The following is a 22,084-nucleotide window of genomic DNA, read 5'->3' on the forward strand; positions in this document are numbered from 1 at the left end:
CTTTAACTGTGTTAGCCCCTATATAGGACGTCGTGGTGCAACCTACTAGGTGCAAGTTTTGCACAGCACGCGGATTGTTTTACAGCGGGTTGTTTTGCACGATGGAATTTTGCCAGTTGCGAATGAAGGTTTCGCGTTTCAAGCGATCCAAAAACACCAACAATCCAGGCCCCAAACGAATGGGGCGCAATCCTTTGGCGGCGGTGGTTTCTTGGCGTTGAACCGCTGGCAATCCAGATGCCGCGCTTAATTCAGGACGGGTTTCCATCATCGATAAAAAATCCACCATACGTTTTGCACCAGATGCATTTTGCGCATTTGTTGTGATGATGGATGTGCGCAACATCAATGATACAAAATCCTGCATCGGCACGATTTTCACACCGTCCAAGGTTTTCAACCGATTTTCCGCATAGCTCCCTAAAACATTATAGGCCATCGCCAAACGTCCAGCGGCAACATCATCAATCATTTCACCCGAACAACAATACAGCCGTGTGTTCAATCGCCCCATGACCTCGGTCAAGCGCCAGAATGAATCTGTGTTGCGTGAATTTTGCGTCGCCAACATATAACCAAACCCCGATGTGCGCACATCATACGTTCCAACACGGCCCCAAAATTTTTGGGGATTATCGCGCAACAGTTCAATCAATTCTTCGCGGGTGTTTGGGATGGGCAGATCACGAAATGCCTTTTCTGATACCACGAGAACGGCAGGTTCTTGGGTAAAGGCAAACACCTGATTGCGCCATTTCGCCCATGTTGGCAAACTGTCGGTTGTTGATGAAACATATGTCTGGGCAAAGCCGTCATTGGCCAGTTTCGTTTGTAAATCCATCGCTGATGAAATCACCAAATCAAATGGCGCTTGTTCGTCATAGATTGCTTGCATTGTTTGCGCACTGCTCGCCACGACATAATCAATATCAATGGTCGGGTTATCGGCCTGAAACGCCAATAAGATGGGTTCAAAGGATGAAATATCCGCCGTGGAAATGATGCGCAAAACGCTCGTTCCCGCGGAGGAATTATAAAATTTCTGTTGTTCCGTTTCAAACGCAATGGTCAATGAACCACAGGTTATGAACGCGATTAACCACGCGGCAAAATAAGGGATACGCATGCGCCTGCTCCTGTTTCATTGTTTTGAATTTCGACGCGGCCCAGATGTGCGGCGGCAACTTCTTGTACGATGGTTAATCCCAATCCAGACCCCACCACATCATCCACGTTTTCGCCGCGGGAAAACCGGTTCAGATAAGATTGCGCATCCCCGCCCTGAAATCCGCGACCCTGATCAAAAACGGCAATGCGATATTCATCATCGCTTGTCATATTGACGTCTATTGTGCTGTCGGCGGGGGAATATTTAATCGCGTTGTCAAAAATATTGCGCAACGCATTTTGCAACAAAATTGGATCACCCGAAAACGGAAAACTGGATTGATCGTGGGACACATTGATCAGGATGTCTTTTAACCCTGCGGTGGGCGATAATCGATCTGTGGTTTCTTGCACCAATTCAACCAAATCCAATAACGTTGTTTCAAATTGATCGGTGCGAAAATTCACCATCGCATGATCCAGCAATTGCCCCGCTGAACGCGAGCTTTCGTCAATGGCGCGGATCATTTCGCGCAATGCGGTTTTGTTTTGCGATTGGTTCAAACTGCGATGCACCACTTCGGCCTGTGTGCGCACAGTGGCCAGCGGAGTGCGCACGCGATGCGCGGCCTCTGCGATGAAATCTTCGGATCGGTTTAACGATGCCTTAAGGCGCAATATGAATGAGTTTAGCGCCTCCACCAGTGGTGCGAGTTCGGCGGGCGCCTTGGCCGTGACGGGGCGCAGATCACTTGGCCCACGGCGCGTCACGGCACCTGCCATGCGGGTTAATGGTGCCAATGCGGATTGCGCCGCCCAGAGGCTTAGCCCCGTGGCCAAAAGGAAAAATATCGCACCCGTTGCCATCGCCGTATTGGTGATACGCGATGAAATCGCCGCCAGCCCAAGGCGCGTTTGCGCAACCACAATTGTCACATCACGCGATTGATTACCGGTGCTGAAATTGCGTTTCAATGCCACCGCACGCACGGTTTCACCCTTGTAGCGATACGTATCAAATTGATTGGCATCAAGGGATGTGGGCAGTGGCAAATCATCATAACCCGTCAATGTTTCGCCCCCCACCGCGATGCGGTAAAACACGCGGTCTTCGCTGATCGAACCAAGCATTGAAAGCGCGGAGTAAGGCAATTCCAAACGCACCGCCCCGCGTTCAGAATAAAGCGCATCCGAAATGGATGTGGCAGAGGCCAGTAAAATATTATCCTGCGTATCTGCCGCCGCACGTTCCGCCACCGTGCGCACCACTAAAAACAAAACCAGTGATAACAGGGCCGCAATCAACGCCAGTTGTATCACCAACCGCCCCTGCATTGATCCAGATGCGAAACGCAGGGTCATGATTGATCAACCAATCGATATCCAAGCCCACGCACCGTTTCGATTTTGGCATGTGTGCCAGACAGTTTTTTGCGAATGCGCGCCACGTAAACCTCGATCGCATTTTCGGAAACATCTTCGGCAAATGAAAACAAGCGATCCATCAAATGGGGCTTTGCAAATATTTGACCGGGGGCCGCAAAAAATATTTCGATCAAGCGTAATTCACGATTGCGCAGGGTTTCAACACCCAACGGTGTGGTTAAAGTCCCCTCCAACGAATCAAGTGTGACACCTGCAAATTCGAATTTGTTATGCGCAACACCCCCTTGGCGGCGTAAAACGGCGCGACAGCGGGCCTCTAATTCGGAAAAATCAAACGGTTTGGTGACATAATCATCCGCGCCCAAATCCAGCAAGCTGACCCGATCCGACACTTGCGAACGCGCGGTCATCACGATCACGGGCGTGCCTTTTTCGCTGTTACGATGGCGGCGCAAAAAATCGCGCCCGTCACCATCTGGCAACATAATATCCAATAAAATCAATTCGTAATCCGTGGTTTCAATAAACGCCTGTGCATCCCCCAGATCAGCGGCGTGATCCACGGCATGCCCATCAAGGGCGAACCGATCCGAAACGGCCTTGGCCAATTGTGCGTTGTCTTCTACCAGTAAAAATCGCAAGTGCGGCCCCTAAAAATCTTTCGTGACAGGTTCCTGTCAGCTTTGTGTATTCTGCTAGCATAATGTTCGGGGATTTCCCCGCATGTCAAATGGGAGGAATATATGACAAAACGCTTTTTCAAGGCGCTCATTACGGGTGCCGCTCTGACTGTTGGCGCGACTGGCGCGGCATCTGCTGCGGAATGTATCGCACCTGCGAACCCTGGTGGTGGCTGGGATTTCACTTGCCGTCAAATCGGGAAAATCATGTTTGATATCGGTGCGGTTGATAAACCTGTGCAGGTCACAAATATGGCCGGTGCGGGTGGTGGGCTTGCCTATACCCACGTGGTGAATGAACGCAACACCGATGATGATTTGATCGTTGCGGCATCAACTGCCACATCAACACGTTTGGCACAAAACGCATATGCGGGCATGACCGCGGATCAAGTACGCTTTGTGGGTGCAATTGGTGCCGATCCAGGTGTGATTGTTGTTGGCAAAGACAGCAAATTCCAATCGTTGAACGATTTGGTTGATTCCATCAAATCAGACCCAGGTTCAGTTGCCTTTGCAGGTGGTTCCGCCGTGGGTGGGTTTGACCACATCAAACCATTGATGATCTTGCAACGTGCTGGTTTCACCGACATTACCAAAGTGAAATATATCGGTGTTGATGGTGGCGCAGATGCGATCACGCAAACCGTTGGTGGCTTTACCCAAGCAATGACGGGCGACATGTCCGAAGTTGTTGGATTTCTAAAAGCGGGTGAAGTGCGCATTTTGGCCGTGTTAACCGACGAACGCGTTCCAGGTTTTGACGATATCCCAACAGCCAAAGAACAAGGTTTTGATGTTGTGGCGGTGAACTGGCGCGGTATGTATATCCCGCGTGGTGTGAGCGATGACACATTCAATTCTTGGGCGGAAAAGCTACAAATGGTGGCAGATAGCGCAGAATGGAAAGAGGCCATGGCTGCAAACGGTTTGGCACCATTCACCAAAGTTGGCGCTGATTTCCAATCATATGTTGATGGTTTGGTTGCTGAAATCGCCCAAATGTCCAAAGACCTTGGGGTGATCCAATAATGGCCAGTGACCGGATCTTTGGTCTGGTCGTACTCATGGCGGCGCTTGCGTATATCGCAAGCGCCACACAGATACAGACCAGCTTTCTTGCGGACCCAGTAGGGCCAAAAACATTCCCCATTTTGGTTGGAACAGTCGCGGCAATCAGCAGCCTTGTGATGATTTTTCGCCCCGACCCCGATCCAGAATGGCCAGATAAATTCACATTTGGCGCATTGTTTTTCGCCATGTTGGTTTTGATTGCATATGCTTATGCGCTCAAACCGCTTGGGTTCATTATTCCAACTGCGATTACGGCAGGGATTTTAAGTTATCAAATCTCGCCACGGATAAAACCCGCTGCACTGTCGGGTGTTGGTCTGTCGATTGGTTTGTTTATCTTGTTCAAATTCGCGCTGGGTTTGGGATTGATTGCATTCCCAAAATTTTTGGTCGGTTAGGGTAAATCATGGAAATTCTTGAAAACCTCGCGCTGGGTTTCAGCGTGGCATTGTCACCCTATACATTGATGCTGGCGATTGTGGGCTGTTTCTTGGGCACAATTATCGGGGCATTACCCGGGCTTGGCCCATCAAATGGCGTGGCGATTTTGATCCCACTGACATTCACATTGGGATTGGATGCCACATCGGCATTGGTTCTGATGACAGCCGTGTATTACGGCGCCATGTATGGCGGGCGCATAAGTTCGATTTTGCTTAACATTCCCGGGGATGAGCCTGCGTTGATGACAACGCTTGATGGGTATCCAATGGCCAAATCTGGCCGTGCGGGTGATGCGCTGGTGATTTCTGGTGTTGCATCATTTGTCGGCGCGTTTTTGTCCACAATCGGATTAATGTTGCTGGCGCCGATGTTGGCACGTGTTGCGTATTTATTTGGGCCTGCGGAATATTTCGCATTGTACCTGTTGGCGTTTTGCACACTTGGCGGGATGGCATCCAATAACCAAGCCAAAGCCGCAATTGCATCATGTATCGGGCTTGGCATCGCCATGATCGGCGTTGATAACAATTCAGGCATGCCGCGTTTGACCGGGGGCAATTTGCACCTGATGGATGGGATTGATTTTCTGGTTGCCATCGTTGGTTTATTCGCCATTGCCGAAGTATTCTTTTTCATCGAGAGCCACGGCAAAGGATCGGCCATTGGTGTGAAATTGGGCAAGGTGAAAATTCCTTGGCCCGAAATCATGTCAACAAAATGGACCATGCTACGTGCCAGCGGCGTTGGCTTTATCGCAGGGATTTTACCCGGTGCAGGCGCATCTTTGGGCAGCTTTCTTGCTTATATGAGCGAAAAGTCATTTGCAGGTGACAAGGCAGGTTTTGGTACAGGTGTTGCCAAAGGGATCGCCGCACCAGAGGCGGGCAATAACGCCGCCGCCGGTGGTGCATTGGTGCCGATGTTGACATTGGGTGTTCCTGGATCAGGCACCACCGCAGTGTTGTTGGCATTGTTGATGACCCTGAATATCACCCCTGGCCCCACATTGTTCACTGACCGACCAGAGGTCGTCTGGGGTTTGATCGCATCCTTGTTGATCGCCAATATCGTGTTGTTGTTGATGAACGTACCGATGGTGAAAATTTTCGTGCGCGTGTTGCAAGTTCCCGCATGGGTTTTGTTGCCCGGTGTGACGATGATTTCCTTTGTCGGCATCTATTCGTTATCAGGCAGCTATTTCGATTTGCTGTTGATGGTGGCGTTTGGTGTGTTGGGATATGTGTTGCGCAAATTGGATGTTCCAACGGTTCCCGTGATCCTTGGCATTTTGCTGGGTGGCAATATGGAAGACGCGCTGCGCCGTGCAATGGTTTTGTCAGATGGCGATGCGACCTATCTGTTTTCAACGCCCATTGCGATCGGTTTGTGGCTGGCGGCAATCGCAGGCTTTGTTGCGCCGATGTTCCTGCGCAGTGTTTTGAAAAAACCGCAACGTGTAACGGATTAAAACCATGACCAAAGTGTTGGTACCTTCGGGTGCCCTTGGATTAAACTATGACCAATCCGCGCTGATGCGCGGGTTGGAAATGAAACCAGATATTATCGCCATTGATGGCGGTTCCACGGATTCTGGCCCTGCATATCTGGGCAAGGGCATGTCGAAATATTCGCGTTCATCAACCAAGGTGGAATGGCAGGGATTGATGGAAGCGCGCGCCAAAGCGGACGTGCCATTGGTGATTGGCACCGCAGGCACCTGTGGAACAGACAGCACCGTTGATTGGATGCTGGATATCACCCGCGAAATCGCGGCCGAGCTTGGCCAAACAATTAAAATCGCGGTTTTGCGATCATCCCAAGACAGCGCCAAAATCGCAGATGCATATGAAAACGGGCGCATCAGCCCATTGCAACATGCCCATGAAATATCACGTGAAACGATTGAAAACTGTTCAAATATTGTCGCTCTTGCAGGTGCTGAACAGATTCAAGCGGCGATCAATACAGGCGCCGATGTGATTATCGCGGGGCGCACCACAGACACCGCAATCATTGCGGCATTGCCATTGATGCAAGGTGCGAATGTTGGCGGTGCGTGGCATGGCGCCAAGATTGGTGAATGCGGTGCACTTTGTGCAACCAACCCACAATCAGGCGTGATCATGATCGATTTCGACGGTGACGGTTTCACCGTGACCCCGCTTGCCGATGGGGCCAAGGCATCGCCGCACACCGTTTCGGCACATATGTTATATGAAAACAGTGATCCCAATATTCTGTATGAACCAGGTGGGTATCTGGAAGTGACAGATGCAAAATATGTGGCGCTGGATGATACATCCGTGCGCGTCACGGGTTCCAAATGGACAACCGCACCCTATACCGTGAAATTGGAAGGGGCGTCATTGGCAGGATATCAATGCATATCATTGGTTTTGTTGCGCGATGCACGTTATGTGAAAAACGCACAAAAATGGGCCGATGACATTGTTGAAAAATGTAGCGCCAAGGTGGTTGATCGCCTGAAACTTTCGCCAGATGATTTTAACATTGAACTGCGGTTGATCGGTGAAAACGCCAGCTTTGGTGCCTTGGAAACCCGCATGATTGATGCGGTGGAAATTGGCGTGCTTGGCATTGTTACCGCAACAAGCGATGCATTGGCAAATGAGATTGGTAAAATCCTGAACCCCTATTTGTTGCATCATCCCCTGACCCAATCAGAGGAACAACCAACATTTGCATTCCCATTTTCACCCGCAGAAATCAGCCGTGGGGCGATTTATACGTTCAGCCTGAATCACGTCATGACATTGGATGATCCCATGGATGCATTCACATTGGAGGTACACGACATTGGCTAATCTTGGATCAATTGTTGGCAAAGTTCGTTCTAAAAATGCGGGGCCGTTTTGGTTGACGGTCGATATTTTTTGCGAAACACCAGATGCATATGAACAGGTGGTATCGGCACTTTCGACAAAAACAATTGCGGATATTTTTCGAATTGATGAACACGTGGTGAAACGGTTCGATCTGTCTGATCTGAATGTTGTGAAATTCAGCCTTCCGCGCCCTGAAATCCAAGGGTCCGCCGCAGATCGCGATATGCATGGCGCATCTTGGGCCGCATTAATTGGCGAAATTGACATCGGGGCGGCTGCTTAATTAATTGGCATTTTGTTTACGAATTAAGCTGATGCTGGCGCTTTAAGTGTCAAAACTTTGTGATATTGCCAAAAACATACACCAAATTTGGGAAAACTCCGCCCGATGGGGTGCATTTATGTTGCACCTGCTAACAGATTATGCCACCCCTTAGTCAATCCACGAAAACTAAACGCGAAAGGGCAGAGAAATGCTCGATCATACCGACTTGAAATCATTGATGAACGACCCAAGTTTGCTGAGCACAAAGGCCTTTGTGGCTGGTGAATGGGTTGATGCCAAAAATGGTGAAACATTCCCAGTGACCAATCCCGCGCGCGGTGATGTGTTGGTCAACCTTCCCGACCTTGATGTGGCCGATGCCACACGCGCAATTGATGCCGCATATGCTGTGCAAAAAGATTGGGCGGCGCATACAGGCAAAGAACGTGCCGCGATTTTGCGCAAATGGTACGACCTAATCGTTGAAAACAAAGACGATCTTGGCATGATTTTAACAGCGGAAATGGGCAAACCCATTACAGAGGCTGTTGGCGAAATTCTGTATTCCGCAAGCTTTATCGAATGGTTTGGCGAAGAGGCAAAACGCATTTACGGCGAAACCATACCCGGCCACCAACGCGACAAACGCATTACGGTTCTTAAAGAACCTGTTGGCGTGGTTGCATCAATCACACCGTGGAATTTCCCATCTGCAATGATCGCACGCAAAGTGGCACCGGCATTGGCCGCTGGCTGTACCTTTGTTGCGCGCCCTGCCAAAGAAACACCACTGTCTGCTTTGGCGCTGGCCGCATTGGCAGAACGCGCTGGCGTGCCAAAGGGTGTGTTTAGCGTTGTCACATCATCCAAAGCGCGCCCTATCGGCAAAGAATTTTGCGAAAACCCAAAGGTGCGCAAATTGACATTCACAGGCTCTACCGAAGTGGGCCGCATTTTGATGGCGCAATGTGCACCGCAGATCATGAAATTATCGCTGGAATTGGGTGGCAACGCACCGTTCATCGTGTTTGACGATGCCGATGTTGATGCCGCTGTTCAGGGCGCGTTGATCTCGAAATTCCGCAACAACGGTCAAACATGCGTATGTTCAAATCGCATCTATGTTCAAGAAGGCGTATATGAGGAATTTTCCAAAAAACTTGCCGCCGAAGTGAACAAAATGGTTGTTGGCGATGGCTTGATCGAAGGCGTCACCACAGGCCCGTTAATTGATATGGGCGGCTTGGAAAAAGTCGAAGAACATATCGAAGATGCCACATCCAAAGGTGCCCGCATCATCGCAGGTGGCAAACGCCACGCATTGGGCAGCACATTTTTCGAACCAACCGTTTTGGCAGATGTCACATCCCAAATGTTGGTCACAAACGAAGAAACCTTTGGCCCATTGGCGCCATTGTTCAAATTCAAAACCGAAGAAGAAGTCTTGGCCGCTGCGAATGACACGATTTACGGATTGGCCTCTTATTTCTATTCCAACGATTTGAACCGCGTTGTGCGCATGCAAGAGGGTTTGGAATACGGTATTGTGGGTGTGAACACTGGCCTGATTTCAACCGAGGTGGCACCATTTGGTGGTGTTAAACAATCGGGGCTGGGCCGCGAAGGTTCGCACCACGGCATCGAAGATTTCGTAGAGATGAAATATATCTGTACCAACATCACAGGTTAAACCAATTCATTGCCCCGCCATCGAGCGGGGCAATTTACATTTGTGACACATCAATTTCAAAAAACTGAATCCTTGGTTCATTAACCTGCAATGCAGATATGATCCAAGGATCCCATGATGTTAATCATTCTGGTGAAACTTGGTTCAACTCGTTGGAACAATGCCACAGCCGAACAAGGTTTCCCCTACCCCAAAACAACTGTTCGCTGACATTGGATATGCGCCCTTTTTAGGGCGCATATTTTTTGCGGGGGTGGAAATAAATAGCGCCACCCCACGGGGAACGTTCAGGGGTGGCGCGTCGGCCTGATCTTGGAAGGGGAGAACCAGATCAGGTGTTCGAAATTCTGTGGGGGATGACGGCCCAATTTTGGGCCGTCAAATGTTGGGCTTAAGCCTCTAACACTTTTTTCTTGCTTGGTTTTGCTTCGATCGTTTTCGCAGGATTTGCGATTTCGATACGACGTGGTTTCAACGCTTCGGGTACTTCGCGAACCAGATCAACGTGCAAAAGCCCGTTTTCAGATTCTGCACCTGTGGCACGCACATGGTCGGCCAATTGGAAACGTTTTTCAAACGCACGTGCTGCAATACCGCGATGCAAGTAGTTTATATTTTCATCGGTTTCCGTTTCCGCCTTTTTGGCAGAAATAACCAACTGACCATCGCGCATTTCAACGCTGATCTCATCTTCGGTAAATCCGGCGACAGCAACCGTAATGCGGTATTTGTCATCACCTGATTTTTCGATGTTATATGGGGGGTAACTGTTTGGTGTTACTTCGGCGCTAAGCGCGCGATCCAACATTGTTGCCAAACGGTCAAAGCCAACCGTAGAACGGTATAATGGCGCGAAATCATAAGTACGCATAAGGCATCCTCCTTTAGAAGCGATACGAATATAATGCTCCCCAAACTGGGCGAGCGGGTGAATTACCGAACCCCATCTGGGCATCCGGATAATTCAAATATGGGGAGTTTTTAAAAACGTTCAAGCAGAAATTGCGAAATTTCGTTTTGTACCATTCACAGTTTGGTGACTATCGCCCCAACTGTTCGGACAAAGATTTACCTGCCTTTTTGCCCTGAAACACGCTGCGATCAAATTGCAACTGACGGCGCAGTTGATCCAATGGTTCACCCAAAGCCACGCCAAATGACAACGGTTGCCCAAAATTCGTTTCACCCTTGGCCGAAACCACAGATGCGATTTTCGGCTCGCCATTATCCATGATAAAAATTGGCGCACCAGATGCGCCAAAATCAACGCTGCAAGTTGCCTGTAATACGCGATCATCCTTGCCCATCACATGGCAGCCTTCTTCGATGGATGGGGCATCGTTGCGCCCCTTGCCGTATGACACAACGGTTAATTCGGCGCCCACCTTTGGTTGTTCATGCACGGCAAAGGGTTTCACCGTATCCTTGCCGATGCTGCGATCCAATTCGATCAATGCCAAATCGGTGGCCACCAAATCGCGTCTGGTGCGGCCATCATATTCCATGTTGCGATAATCCTTGTGGATCACCACGCGCCGCGCCGTGCGATAGGAAACAGCACGCCCCAAACGCCAACCGGGCAAAAATTTTATCGCATTGGTTTCATAGCGTTTTTTTGTATCGTTCAAAAACATGCAATGCGCCGCTGTTAAAACCTGATTGGGGGCAATCAACGTACCCGTACAGGTGGCGTGCCCATCCATGATCAACAAACCAACGGCCTGCCATTTGGTGGCATCTGTCGGGCTGAGCAATTGGCGCAGCGGTGCGGCATCTTCGCTTTGGGCCGGTACGCCAGCAAGCGCCAGCCCAAGTATCATCAGTATTCGTTTTAACATGCTAGAATCTCTACAAATCAGGCGCTTAATGTCCAGAAAATGCGCCCAAACTATGACCCATGGGTAACTATTTTGTGTGCGCGTGCTGATTTTGCAGCTTTCGGGGCACAGGTCCACCCGTTGCCCAATCCAACAATTCCACCGTATGCACCACTGGAATATCCGTGCCCGAACCGATTTGCATCATGCAACCAATATTGCCCGCTGCGATAATTTCGGGGGAGAGGTCCGTTAATGTTGCCAGTTTGCGATCCTTAAGCTGTGTCGAAATTTCTGGCTGCATCAAATTATATGTGCCCGCCGAACCACAGCATAAATGCGAATCCGCAGGTTCCATCACCGTAAACCCAGCATTTTTCAACAGCGTTTTAGGATGAGTTTTGATTTGCTGGCCATGTTGCAATGAACATGCCGCATGATAGGCCACGCGTTTATTTTGCGCCACTTCCACGGTGAGATCGAGATCGATCAAAACCTCGCTAATGTCTTTGGCGATATTAGACACCCGCATGGCAGATTGCGCCAAATCTGTGTTACGCATCATATGGGCATAATCCTTAACGGTTGTGCCACAACCGCTTGTGTTAATCACAATGGCATCCAACCCATCGCCATCCATTTCAGAAATCCATGCGTTGATGTTTTTTCGCGCAGCGCTGTGGCTTTCATTTGTTTTGCCCATGTGATGGGTCAGCGCACCGCAACAACCCGCACCCTTGGCCACCACAACTTCGCAGCCATGACGGCGTAAAATACGGATGGTGGCATCGTTAATATCGATATCCAGCGCCTTTTGCGCGCAACCCGTCATCAGCGCCACACGTTTTTTTCGCACCCCATCAGCGGCAAAAACCTGTGGGCGGTCATTCAATGATGGTGGTGCGATTTTCTTGGGTGCAAATTCCACCATATTGCGTAGCTTTGATGGCAAAAGAAACGCAAACGGGCGCGCCAAATTTGCGCCGCGCATCGCCAAACGGAACCGATTGGGAAATGGCAAAATTCGTGCCAATAACCAACGCATGGCGCGATCACCCAGTGGGCGATCATAGTTTTGTTCGATATAGTCACGCGCATGATCAACAAGGTGCATGTAATGCACGCCCGATGGGCATGTGGACATACAGGCCAAGCATGACAGACAACGATCAATATGTTTGACCGTTTTTTCATCAGGCTTGCGGTTATTTTCCAACATATCCTTGATCAAATAGATACGCCCGCGTGGGCTGTCTAATTCATCGCCCAAAACTTGATATGTGGGACAGGTGGCGGTGCAAAAACCACAATGCACACAGGAACGCAGAATTTCATTGCTGCGTTGAATTGCGGGATCTTTTAATTGTGCTTCGCTAAATGTTGTTTGCATGTATCAGCCCATTATTCCCGTATTTAAAATTCCCACTGGATCAAATTTTTGACGCAAATTTTGCTCGACCTTTGCCAATACACTTGGCTGGGGTTGAAATGCCGCAAACCCATCGCCGCGAATAAGCGTGGCGTGCCCCGCCACGTTCAAACATTGGCGTAGATCAAAATCATTTGGCACCCGCGCCCAAATCAACCCACCGCCCCAATCCAGTTGGACGGCCGCATTGGGACAGTTTTTCGCGAGTGTTTCACAAAATTGCGGGGCATCGGATGGTTTCACCGAAACCCGCCAGATTGCATCGATTGTGCCGCTTAATCGCGTGACATTTTGAATATCCGTCCAAATATCATGATCGTCATATGATTGCGAAACCTCGCCAAAGCGCGACAGCTTTGCCGCCAATTTATCAGCGCGATATTTCACTGATTTTGCAAATCCCTCGATGCGGAGCAGCGTTTTTGATGGGGTATTTTCCAAGGCTGGTAAATGTGCAGCACCTGTCACATCAAAAGGAGAACCAAGCGCTGATGACATCGCCTGAACCGCCACATCCAAATCCACTTCGTGCAGTGTGATCGTGGTTTGTGTTTCTGGGATTGGTAACACTTTGAACGCCACCTCGGTCAAAATCCCAAGGCTACCAAAGCTGCCCGCCATGAGTTTCACCAAATCATAGCCCGTGACATTTTTCATCACGCGCCCACCGTTTTTAATCACATCCCCCTGTCCGTTTACGAACCGCACACCGATCAAGCTGTCGCGACATGCGCCTGCTTGGATACGCCGTGGGCCGGATATGTTACATGCGACCACACCGCCGATGGTTGGTTCACCCGTGCTGCTTAACAACGCGCAATGATCCATCGGCTCGAACGGCAATTGTTGACCAGATTTACGCAAAGTTTCGGTTATTTCGCGCAACGGCGTACCCGCGCCCGCAACCAAAGTTAACGCACCTGGTTCATAGAGCGATACACCACTGAACCCGTCCATTGAGACCATGTCATCATAAGACACCGCATTGCCCAGCGCCAAACGCGTGCCACCGCCGCGAATACGCAATTTACGCCCGTTCGCACCGGCATCTTTCACATATTGGGCAAGTTCTTGTTCATCCTTTGGCGTCATGACGCACGCCGTGATTTTGTCGTGGACAGTGGGAAAACCTTGGCTGCGTTTAATAACCACGCGGGGTCAAACACGTCTTTGACATGTAACTGTGTTTCGATATCCGCAGCATTATATTGCGTCATCATCAAGTCGCGTTTTTCAACGCCAACCCCATGTTCACCTGTCAGACATCCCCCGACCTCTACACAAAGTTTGAGTATTTCAGCACCCATTGATTCACATAATTCCAAATCGCCCGGTTTATTGGCATTAAACAGGATCAGCGGGTGCATATTGCCATCACCTGCGTGAAACACATTTGCAACCTTTAGCCCGTATTGTTTCGACAATTCACCAATGCGGCGCAATACCAATGGCAATTCGGAAACGGGGATCGTGCCATCCAAACACATGTAATCCGAAATACGCCCCATCGCACCAAACGCAGCCTTGCGCCCAGCCCAAATGGCGGCGGATTCTTCGCTTGATTTGCTTTCGCGCAATTCGATCGGGTTATGCTGTTTTGCAATCGCAGTGATTTTTTCCAACTGCTCGGCAATTTCTGCTTCGGACCCTTCGACCTCGATAATCAAAACTGCTTCTGCGTCTGGATACCCAGCTTTTGCAAAATCTTCGACGGCTTCGATACAGGGGCGATCCATGAATTCGATTGCCACGGGCAATACGCCCGCCTTGATGATGTCAGAAACACATGCACCCGCCACCTCGTTTGAATCAAATCCTATCAGAACAGGGCGCGCACCCTCTGGTTTGTGTAAAATGCGCAAGGTTGCCTCTGTCACAACGCCAAGTTGGCCCTCTGATCCACAAATAACGCCGAGCAAATCCAACCCCGCCGCATCCAGATGTGCACCACCAATTTCGACAATTTCACCATTCATCATTACCATGGTGACGCCCAATAAATTATTGGTGGTCACACCGTATTTCAAACAATGCGCACCACCCGAATTCATCGCAACATTACCTGCGATGGCACAGGCAAGTTGGCTACTTGGATCAGGGGCATAGAAAAAATCATTTTGTTCCACCGCGCCAGTTACGCTTAAATTTGTGCGCCCCGATTGTACGCGGATGTAGCGATCATCGTAATTCGTTTCCAAAACGCCGTTCATCCGCGCAACGCCCAATACGACACTATCGGCCGTGGGCAACGCCCCACCCGCAAGCGATGTACCAGACCCGCGCGGCACCACAGGGACGTTTAGTTCGAAACATATGCGCAAGACATCCGATACCTGTTGCGTGTTACGCGGCAACACAACCGCCATCGGTGCACAGCGATAGGCAGTGAGCGCATCGCATTCATATGCTTGGGTTTGGGATGGTTCAGATATAATCGCATCATCGGACAACACCGCCCGCAAGCGTGCAACGATATCGGATTTACGGCTGAGCACCATTTCGCTGGGGATCGGCATTTCCATGGGATTTTTCCTTGCGTTCAATTGGTAATAATAAATTACCAATTTACCAAAGGCAAGTTTTCATTGCCTAGCGCCCTTCGCGCCGCCATGCCCAAACAATCAAAGTTGCCGCCATCAACAACCACACCCAGCCGGGCAACATTGGCGTCTGGCGCACATCCAGCGTCAGATAAGCATTGCGCGGTGTTAACCCGAACCAATTTTCACCTGCACCGCTGCGCCCTGCACGGATCAATCGCAGGTTTGGCACAGGTATTTCTTGGGCGCGGATAACCCCCGCACCTGTTTCCAAAATAAGCGGTCGCAGCAGGCTTGCATCCGCAATGGTTTTTTCAAATTCGATCGGTGCGGCGGGACCCACGGCGAAAACTGTTTTTAATTCACCATCCGATAGTTCAAACAACCCGTTTTGTTCGGCATTCAATTGCGTCGCCCAACGCCCCGGTGAAGTTTCGCGAAGTTCAAGCGTTTCGGTGTGCCCATCAGGATATGTTATATCGGGTGCTTGTATGGTTTCGGATAGTGATCGGCGGGTGATAAATACCTGTTGGCCATCAACCTGTGCAGAAAGTTGTTCTTCTTCCAGTTCGGGTTCTTTCATCATCCAATGCGCCAGACGACGGAGCAGTTCAAGCTGTGGGCCACCACCCTCGAACCCACGTGACCAAAGCCATGCTTGATCTGACATCAACATTGCAACGCGCCCCTCGCCGACGCGATCAAGCACGAGCAATGGTTTATCATCAAACCCATGCATCACCATATGCCCACTGCGCACAGAGGTATCCAACAAACGAAACCAGCGCCCCCAGCTTGGATCATCATCAGGGGAAACATCGCCCGCCCATTGATCCAGCCCTTCGGTTACGGGATGGCGCCTGCCTGTTTCTGAAATTTCAGGCTTGTAACCTTGGTTAATCACATCAAAGCTTGGCACAGCGGGTAAAATTTCGGCGATATCAGATCGAAACAGGCTATTCACCCCCGCAAAATCGGGACCGGTTGCGAATAATACTGCGCCGCCATTTTTTGTGTATTCCACAACATTGCGTAAATACGCGGGCAACAACATGCCGCGCCGACGATATTTATCAAAGATAATCAAATCAAAATCATCAATTTTGTCCAAAAACAATTCGCGTGTGGGAAATGCAATCAATGACAATTCCCGCACAGGAACATTGTTGGATTTTTCAGCCGAGCGCAAAATCGTGAAATGCACCAGATCAACCGCGCTGTCGGATTTCAACAAATTGCGCCACGTGCGCCCACCGGCATATGGTTCACCCGACACCAACAAAACCCGAAGCCGATCACGCACACCATTGATCGTGACAACCGCGGAATTATTACGATCAGTTAATTCGGTTTCATCTGCGGTGATGGTAAATTGCAAAACATTCATCCCGCCATGGGACAATGTAATTGGCAAATCCAAATCGGCATCTGTGCGCACTTGAAACTGGCTTTGGACTTCGCCGTCAATGGTGATGGTCAGGTTGGCCAAATCGGATTTACCCGCAGGCACCGCACCATCATTTTCAATGCGAAGGTTCAGGGTGATTTCTTCGTCAACAATGGCAAAGGCCGGTGCGTTGGTCACAACGATACGACGATCCCAATCTGTTGATTTCCCCGTTTGCAGAACATGCACAGGCGCTGGGAAATCTGGTAAAACTTCGGCATCATGTATGCGCCCATCTGTGATGACAATTGCACCTGCAATCCGATTTTGCGCAACCTTGGACGCCGCATTGGCAAGCGCTGTTAAAACAAGTGAACCGGTTTCATCTTGGGTAATGTCATTTTCAACGCGAACTTCGCGCAGTTCAAAGTTTTCCAAATTCCCAATTTTTTCGCGCAACCCTGCAAGCGCGGTTGCAACCTGTTCAGGGCGGTCACTAATTTTTTGGCTTTCGCTGGCGTCTTCGATCAAAAACACAATGTCCGTTAACGGATCGCGTTCTTCGTGGCGGATCACAGGATTGGCCAAGGCGCAGAGGATCACGCCACCCGCAAGGGCGCGTAAAAACCAGCCAGACAATCCACGCCACGCCGCAAAACCTGTGGCGCAGATCAAAACAATCGCGCCAATCATAAGCATGAATTCTGGGATGAGTGGGGAAAAAACGATGCTGCTGTCCATGTTATTGTCCCAACCGATCCAGCAAAGCAGGCACATGTACCTGATCGCTTTTGTAATTACCGGTCATCACATACATCAAAACATTGACGCCAAAACGAATGGCAAATTCGCGTTGGCGTTCACCATTGGCACCGCGCCCCACAGGGTATTTGAAACGCCCCGTTTCCGTGATCGCCCATGATGCCGCCCAATCATTCGCACCGATCAACACAGGTGTAACCCCGTCATTTAGATTGCGAAATGGAATGCCTTCGATTTGTTCGGCGTTTTCGGGTGCGGCTTCGACCCAAACATTGGGACCGATATATCGCCCTGGAAAGACCTGTAACAAATAAAATGCCCGCGTCAGAACATGATCAGACGGGATCGGTTCAAGGCGGGGAATATCCAAACGGCGTGCAATTTGTTGCAATTTACGCCCATTTGGGGTGTTGCGCCCGATTGCGCCGCTTTGATTGCCATCACGGGTATCAAACATAATAAACCCGCCATTGCGCAGGTATTGATTTAGCGATGCCACCGCATCAATCGAAAGCGATTGATGTTTATCGGTAATCGGCCAATACAAAAATGGATAAAGCGACAGATCATCGTCCCCCAAGACCACCCCAACAGGTGGAACAGGTTCAATATTTGTGCGCAGATAAAGTTCGGCAGATAGACCATCAAGACCGGAATGTGACACCTCGTCCACACGCGCATCACCCGTGATAACGTATGCTAGAACGGTATTATTTGCCGCAAATAACGCGCCCTCTTCATCCGTTTGGGCAAATGATTTTGAATTTATTCCAATCAGGCAAAGCAACGCGAATAATGCAATTTGCCCACCCCGCGCCCCGCGCAACCGCCCAGATAAAACCAGCGTCGCAAAGACATCAATCAACAAAAGCACAAATGCAAATTGTAAGAATTCTGCCTTTAATGCGCGTTCGCTTGAGGGGGATAAGGACAACAATGTTGTGCCAATCGCCCAGTTTGCCGCACGGATGTGACGCTCGCCATCAATGACATTTAAGGCGATGGCGCGATCTGCGTTGGTATAAATCCCGGGCTGTAATTCGGAACCAAGCGCACCTGCCGCCAGCAATTCACCCGAAACACCACTGGCAGATTGTGTTTCACGCAGCACGCCATATGCATCCAATATATGAGTTGGCGTCCAGATCGTGCCCGCCACGTCTTGGCTATCCACGGCACTTGTTTTTGCGGTGATCGCCAGACGTTCCAGCATTTGAACAAACAGACCAGATAACGGAAGATTGGACCATTTGGTGCTGGCGGTGACGTGAAACAACACAACACGCCCCTGACCGATGTTCTGGCTTGTCACCAATGGAGTGCCATCGTCCAAGCTGGCAATCACACGCGCGGCCAGATCTGGATCAGGCTGGGCGACGACTTGGCTATTCACATCGACATCATCGGGGATTTTGAGGCCAAAGAACGGGCTTTCTTTGCTAAATTCCTGTAATTTGCGCGGCTCCCCCCAAGACATCGCGCCACCAACGCTTCGCCCACCTGAACGCAAACGAACAGGCAACAGCGGATGATTTTCCGATTGCCCGATGCCACTGGAAATCAAATTCGGCCCAGCAAAGCGCAACAATGTGCCGCCTTGTTCAATCCAAGTTTGAATTTCTTGGGTTTCAAGTTCATTCAATTCGCCAATATCGGCGAAAACGATCACCTCTGGGTTTACGACCAATGCTTCGGACAATTCGGTTTCGATCACTTCGGTTGTGGGTTGTAAGGCGTTGCGCAGATAATGAAGTTCCGACAAAAGCGCGCTTGCCTCTGATGCGCGATCATTGCCAAATAATGCAACCTTGCGACGGCGCAGTGAATCATCGCCCAACACCACGCTGCCCGCAGAATTCACATCATCGATGGACACTTGCGTCACGCGATTGCGCAATTCAATCGGCAGTTCAACAACGCCTGTTGATTGTGCATTGCCAGCATCAAACGTTACATCAACACTTCCTAATTTGCGCGTAATCCCCGTTGGATCGGGGCCAATGGCCGATAATCGAACATCGTCAATTGCATCTGTATGAATACGTGTGATCGTGGTGTTTAACGCGCCATCCTGTACCGTAATTGGAGACAGCGCCAAAACATTCGTTTCACTTTGTACGATGGAAACATCCGCCAAATCCGCAAGTTGATCTAAAAACGCGGCGCGATTTTCGCGTTCCAACCCATCGGAAAACCAAATGATCTGATTGGCATCCAAATTGGGAATTGCATCCATCCATTGCGCATATTCAGGTTCCCATGCATTGGGATGGAATGATTGCAAGCGATCCGTCCAATTGCTTGCCGCGCTAAACCCGTTTTCAAAATCTGATGTGGGTGTGTCTGTCCATTTGACAACCATGACGGGGCGATTGTCTTGTTCCGCCTCGTTCAACAGATTTTCCAACTTTTCTTTGCGCAGATTCCATGATTGCGCACTTGCCCATGATGCATCCATGCCAATCAACAGCGGCCCGCGCCCCGCCACGCGATCGCTTGGGTTCAATACGGGTTCTGCAAATGCCAAAATCGCTGCACCAATTGCCAGCGCACGTAACAAAAGCAACCACCAAGGGGTGCGATCAGGTGTGGTATCTTTGTCCCGTAACCCCAACAATAACGTAATGCCCGGAAACCGTTGGCGGATCGGAGCAGGCGGAATTGCACGCAACAACCAAATTAGGATCGGCAAAGCCAATCCCGCAATCAATAGCCAAGGCGACAAAAATGCAATCGCACCAAATGTCATCGCGCAGCCCCCTGTTCCGTTGCATTATAGAGCCACAAAAATGCAGATTGAACCGCGCTATCCGTATTATGTGTATAATACCGCCAGCCAGATTTACGCGCCAAGCTTCGCAGCGCATCCTGTCGTTCTGCCAGTTTTTGAATATATTCATCGCGCAGCGAATTTGCCCGCAGCGTTTCAAAATTCAACGATGATTTCATGCTTTCGAAAATCACCCGCCCTTTGAACGGGAATGAAAGCTCGCTTGGGTCTAGCACCTGAACCAAACAGCCCGATACATTTTGATCGGCAGTTTTGGAAATGGCCTGTACCAGCGGTTCCCATTCCCCCATAAAATCGGAAATTAAAATGGCGCGGCTGCCGTTTGGCAATGCCTTTTGCGGCGGATAGGCATAATCGTCTTTGTCCCCAATATTCGCCAATGTTTGGGCGATTTTTTGGATCTGGGATTCCCCTGATTTTGCGGGGCGTGGATCGGATAACAACCCAACGCGTTCACCTGCACGCGATAACAATATCGCCAAGGCCAAGGCCAAAACCGTTGCGCGTGATGATTTGGTTTCCAGATTTACATCGCTGGAAAAATCCATCGACGCCCCTGAATCCACCCAAAAATGCACGGTTTGTGCGGATTGCCATTCCATTTGACGGATAAATTGTGCATCGGTTCGCGCCGATCTGCGCCAATCAATTGCGCTGCGACTATCACCTGAAATTGCGGGGCGATATTGCCAAAATTCATCTCCAACACCCGCACGTTTGCGCCCATGTGATCCAATATTGAGCGACGCCACCAAATGTTGCGCACGCGCCAATAGGGCAGGAAAGCCCGCCGCAAGTTGCCCCGCGTCTGCCCGCAATTGTGCAGGCGTTATGATCGGTTCATCATTCACGCGGCATCTTTGGTTAATATCGCTTCGTTAACCATGTTTTGAATGACATCAGACAGCGCAATATTTTGCGCACGCGCAGCAAAACTAAGCGCCATGCGATGCACCAAAACAGGATGCGCCAGCGCAACCACATCATCAAGATCAGGGGTTAACCGCCCCTGTATCAACGCACGTGCACGCGTGGCCAGCATCAAAGCCTGTGCCGCGCGCGGGCCAGGGCCCCAGCTGATATTATTGCGCACCAAATCGGTTGCGGTTTCGTCTTCGGGGCGGCCTTGGCGTACCAGATCAAGGATTGCATCAACCACTGATGTACCCACTGGCATTTGACGCACGGCATTTTGTGCCTCGATCAACAGTGCAGCATCAAACACCTGTTTGGCCTGCACATCCATGACACCTGTTGTGGCCTCTAGGATCAGGCGTTCCGTATCGCGATCGGGGAAATTAACATCAATTTGCAACAGGAACCGATCAAGCTGTGCCTCTGGCAAGGGATAGGTGCCCTCTTGTTCAATCGGGTTTTGCGTGGCCAGCACGTGAAATGGTTCTGGCAAGGCACGGGTCTGCCCGGCAATGGATACCTCTTTTTCCTGCATCGCTTGTAACAATGCAGATTGTGTACGCGGTGATGCGCGGTTGATTTCATCTGCCATCAACAACTGGCTAAATATCGGGCCTTCGATAAATCGAAATTCACGTGCGCCTTGTTTGTTGGTTTCCAACACCTCAGAACCCAAAATATCCGCGGGCATCAAATCGGGTGTAAATTGAACGCGGCTCTCGCTTAACCCCATAACCGTGCCAAGCGTATCGACCAGACGCGTCTTTGCAAGACCCGGCGCACCGATCAGCAATCCATGACCACCTGATAATAAAACAACCAAACTTTGCTCAATCACCGTATGCTGGCCGATGATCCGCTTGCCAATTTCTGTCTTGGCTGTGTTTAACAACCCGCCGATCTTTTCAATTGATTCTGCCAGATTCTTTTCTTCGGCTGTCATTACACACC

General features: G+C 50.2%; 18 protein-coding genes. 6 read left to right on the top strand and 12 right to left on the bottom strand.

The features are described from left to right. Nucleotides 1-79: 79 nt before the first annotated feature. Genes BFP76_RS03715 through BFP76_RS03725 form a run of 3 tightly spaced genes read right to left on the bottom strand, consistent with a single transcriptional unit; the run spans nt 80 to nt 3,134 of the window. Nucleotides 80-1,126 carry an ABC transporter substrate-binding protein gene (locus BFP76_RS03715; RefSeq protein WP_099591812.1) on the bottom strand — a complete coding sequence of 349 codons (1,047 nt, stop codon included), beginning with the start codon at nt 1,124-1,126 and terminating at the stop codon, nt 80-82. Beyond that, complete coding sequence (locus BFP76_RS03720) at nt 1,096-2,469, bottom strand: sensor histidine kinase (RefSeq protein ID WP_099591813.1); 1,374 nt, start codon at nt 2,467-2,469, stop codon at nt 1,096-1,098. Before BFP76_RS03720 ends, BFP76_RS03715 begins: the two co-directional genes overlap by 31 nt. Continuing rightward, the gene (locus tag BFP76_RS03725; protein ID WP_099591814.1) at nt 2,466-3,134 is read right to left on the bottom strand and encodes a response regulator transcription factor; all 669 of its coding nucleotides are present in this window, start codon (nt 3,132-3,134) and stop codon (nt 2,466-2,468) included. Before BFP76_RS03725 ends, BFP76_RS03720 begins: the two co-directional genes overlap by 4 nt. A 102-nt stretch (nt 3,135-3,236) precedes the next feature. On the opposite strand from BFP76_RS03725, the gene BFP76_RS03730 reads away from it, so the two are divergent. From BFP76_RS03730 to BFP76_RS03755, 6 genes are all read left to right on the top strand, one after another. After that, a complete protein-coding gene (locus tag BFP76_RS03730; protein ID WP_099591815.1) occupies nt 3,237-4,205 on the top strand; it encodes a Bug family tripartite tricarboxylate transporter substrate binding protein in 969 nt (322 codons plus the stop codon). Next, nucleotides 4,205-4,645 (top strand): tripartite tricarboxylate transporter TctB family protein, encoded by a 441-nt coding sequence (locus tag BFP76_RS03735; RefSeq protein ID WP_099591816.1) that lies wholly within the window; start codon nt 4,205-4,207, stop codon nt 4,643-4,645. Before BFP76_RS03730 ends, BFP76_RS03735 begins: the two co-directional genes overlap by 1 nt. A gap of 8 nt (nt 4,646-4,653) precedes the next feature. After that, nucleotides 4,654-6,159, top strand: a complete 1,506-nt coding sequence (locus tag BFP76_RS03740; protein WP_099591817.1) for a tripartite tricarboxylate transporter permease — start codon at nt 4,654-4,656, stop codon at nt 6,157-6,159. A gap of 4 nt (nt 6,160-6,163) precedes the next feature. Beyond that, complete coding sequence (locus tag BFP76_RS03745; protein WP_099591818.1) at nt 6,164-7,516, top strand: acyclic terpene utilization AtuA family protein; 1,353 nt, start codon at nt 6,164-6,166, stop codon at nt 7,514-7,516. Next, the gene (locus BFP76_RS03750) at nt 7,509-7,820 is read left to right on the top strand and encodes a DUF4387 family protein (protein ID WP_099591819.1); all 312 of its coding nucleotides are present in this window, start codon (nt 7,509-7,511) and stop codon (nt 7,818-7,820) included. Before BFP76_RS03745 ends, BFP76_RS03750 begins: the two co-directional genes overlap by 8 nt. Nucleotides 7,821-8,010: 190 nt before the next feature. Beyond that, entirely contained in the window at nt 8,011-9,492 is a 1,482-nt protein-coding gene (locus tag BFP76_RS03755) for an NAD-dependent succinate-semialdehyde dehydrogenase (RefSeq protein WP_099591820.1), read from the top strand. A gap of 391 nt (nt 9,493-9,883) precedes the next feature. Here BFP76_RS03755 and BFP76_RS03760 read toward each other — a convergent pair whose 3' ends face one another. The 9 genes from BFP76_RS03760 to BFP76_RS03800 form a co-directional block, all read right to left on the bottom strand. After that, nucleotides 9,884-10,363: an Hsp20 family protein gene (locus BFP76_RS03760; protein ID WP_099591821.1), complete on the bottom strand. Its 480-nt coding sequence runs from the start codon at nt 10,361-10,363 to the stop codon at nt 9,884-9,886. A 169-nt stretch (nt 10,364-10,532) separates the two neighbouring features. Continuing rightward, nucleotides 10,533-11,330: a trypsin-like serine peptidase gene (locus BFP76_RS03765; RefSeq protein WP_099591822.1), complete on the bottom strand. Its 798-nt coding sequence runs from the start codon at nt 11,328-11,330 to the stop codon at nt 10,533-10,535. A 67-nt stretch (nt 11,331-11,397) separates the two neighbouring features. Beyond that, nucleotides 11,398-12,699, bottom strand: coding sequence for a glycolate oxidase subunit GlcF (glcF, locus tag BFP76_RS03770; RefSeq protein ID WP_099591823.1), 1,302 nt, complete (start codon nt 12,697-12,699; stop codon nt 11,398-11,400). Between the two features lie 3 nt (nt 12,700-12,702). Continuing rightward, nucleotides 12,703-13,830, bottom strand: coding sequence for an FAD-binding protein (locus tag BFP76_RS03775; protein ID WP_099591824.1), 1,128 nt, complete (start codon nt 13,828-13,830; stop codon nt 12,703-12,705). Next, nucleotides 13,827-15,260 carry an FAD-linked oxidase C-terminal domain-containing protein gene (locus BFP76_RS03780; RefSeq protein ID WP_099591825.1) on the bottom strand — a complete coding sequence of 478 codons (1,434 nt, stop codon included), beginning with the start codon at nt 15,258-15,260 and terminating at the stop codon, nt 13,827-13,829. The genes BFP76_RS03775 and BFP76_RS03780 overlap by 4 nt, the downstream gene beginning before the upstream one ends. A gap of 67 nt (nt 15,261-15,327) precedes the next feature. Beyond that, the gene (locus tag BFP76_RS03785) at nt 15,328-17,406 is read right to left on the bottom strand and encodes a hypothetical protein (RefSeq protein ID WP_099591826.1); all 2,079 of its coding nucleotides are present in this window, start codon (nt 17,404-17,406) and stop codon (nt 15,328-15,330) included. A gap of 1 nt (nt 17,407) precedes the next feature. Beyond that, nucleotides 17,408-20,176 (bottom strand): DUF4159 domain-containing protein, encoded by a 2,769-nt coding sequence (locus BFP76_RS03790; RefSeq protein ID WP_099591827.1) that lies wholly within the window; start codon nt 20,174-20,176, stop codon nt 17,408-17,410. Next, entirely contained in the window at nt 20,173-21,069 is an 897-nt protein-coding gene (locus BFP76_RS03795; protein WP_420818649.1) for a DUF58 domain-containing protein, read from the bottom strand. Before BFP76_RS03795 ends, BFP76_RS03790 begins: the two co-directional genes overlap by 4 nt. Then, nucleotides 21,066-22,076 carry an AAA family ATPase gene (locus BFP76_RS03800; RefSeq protein WP_099591828.1) on the bottom strand — a complete coding sequence of 337 codons (1,011 nt, stop codon included), beginning with the start codon at nt 22,074-22,076 and terminating at the stop codon, nt 21,066-21,068. The genes BFP76_RS03795 and BFP76_RS03800 overlap by 4 nt, the downstream gene beginning before the upstream one ends. Nucleotides 22,077-22,084 lie beyond the last annotated feature (8 nt).

The organism is Paramylibacter kogurei (assembly GCF_002742285.1).
Classification (GTDB): domain Bacteria; phylum Pseudomonadota; class Alphaproteobacteria; order Rhodobacterales; family Rhodobacteraceae; genus Amylibacter; species Amylibacter kogurei.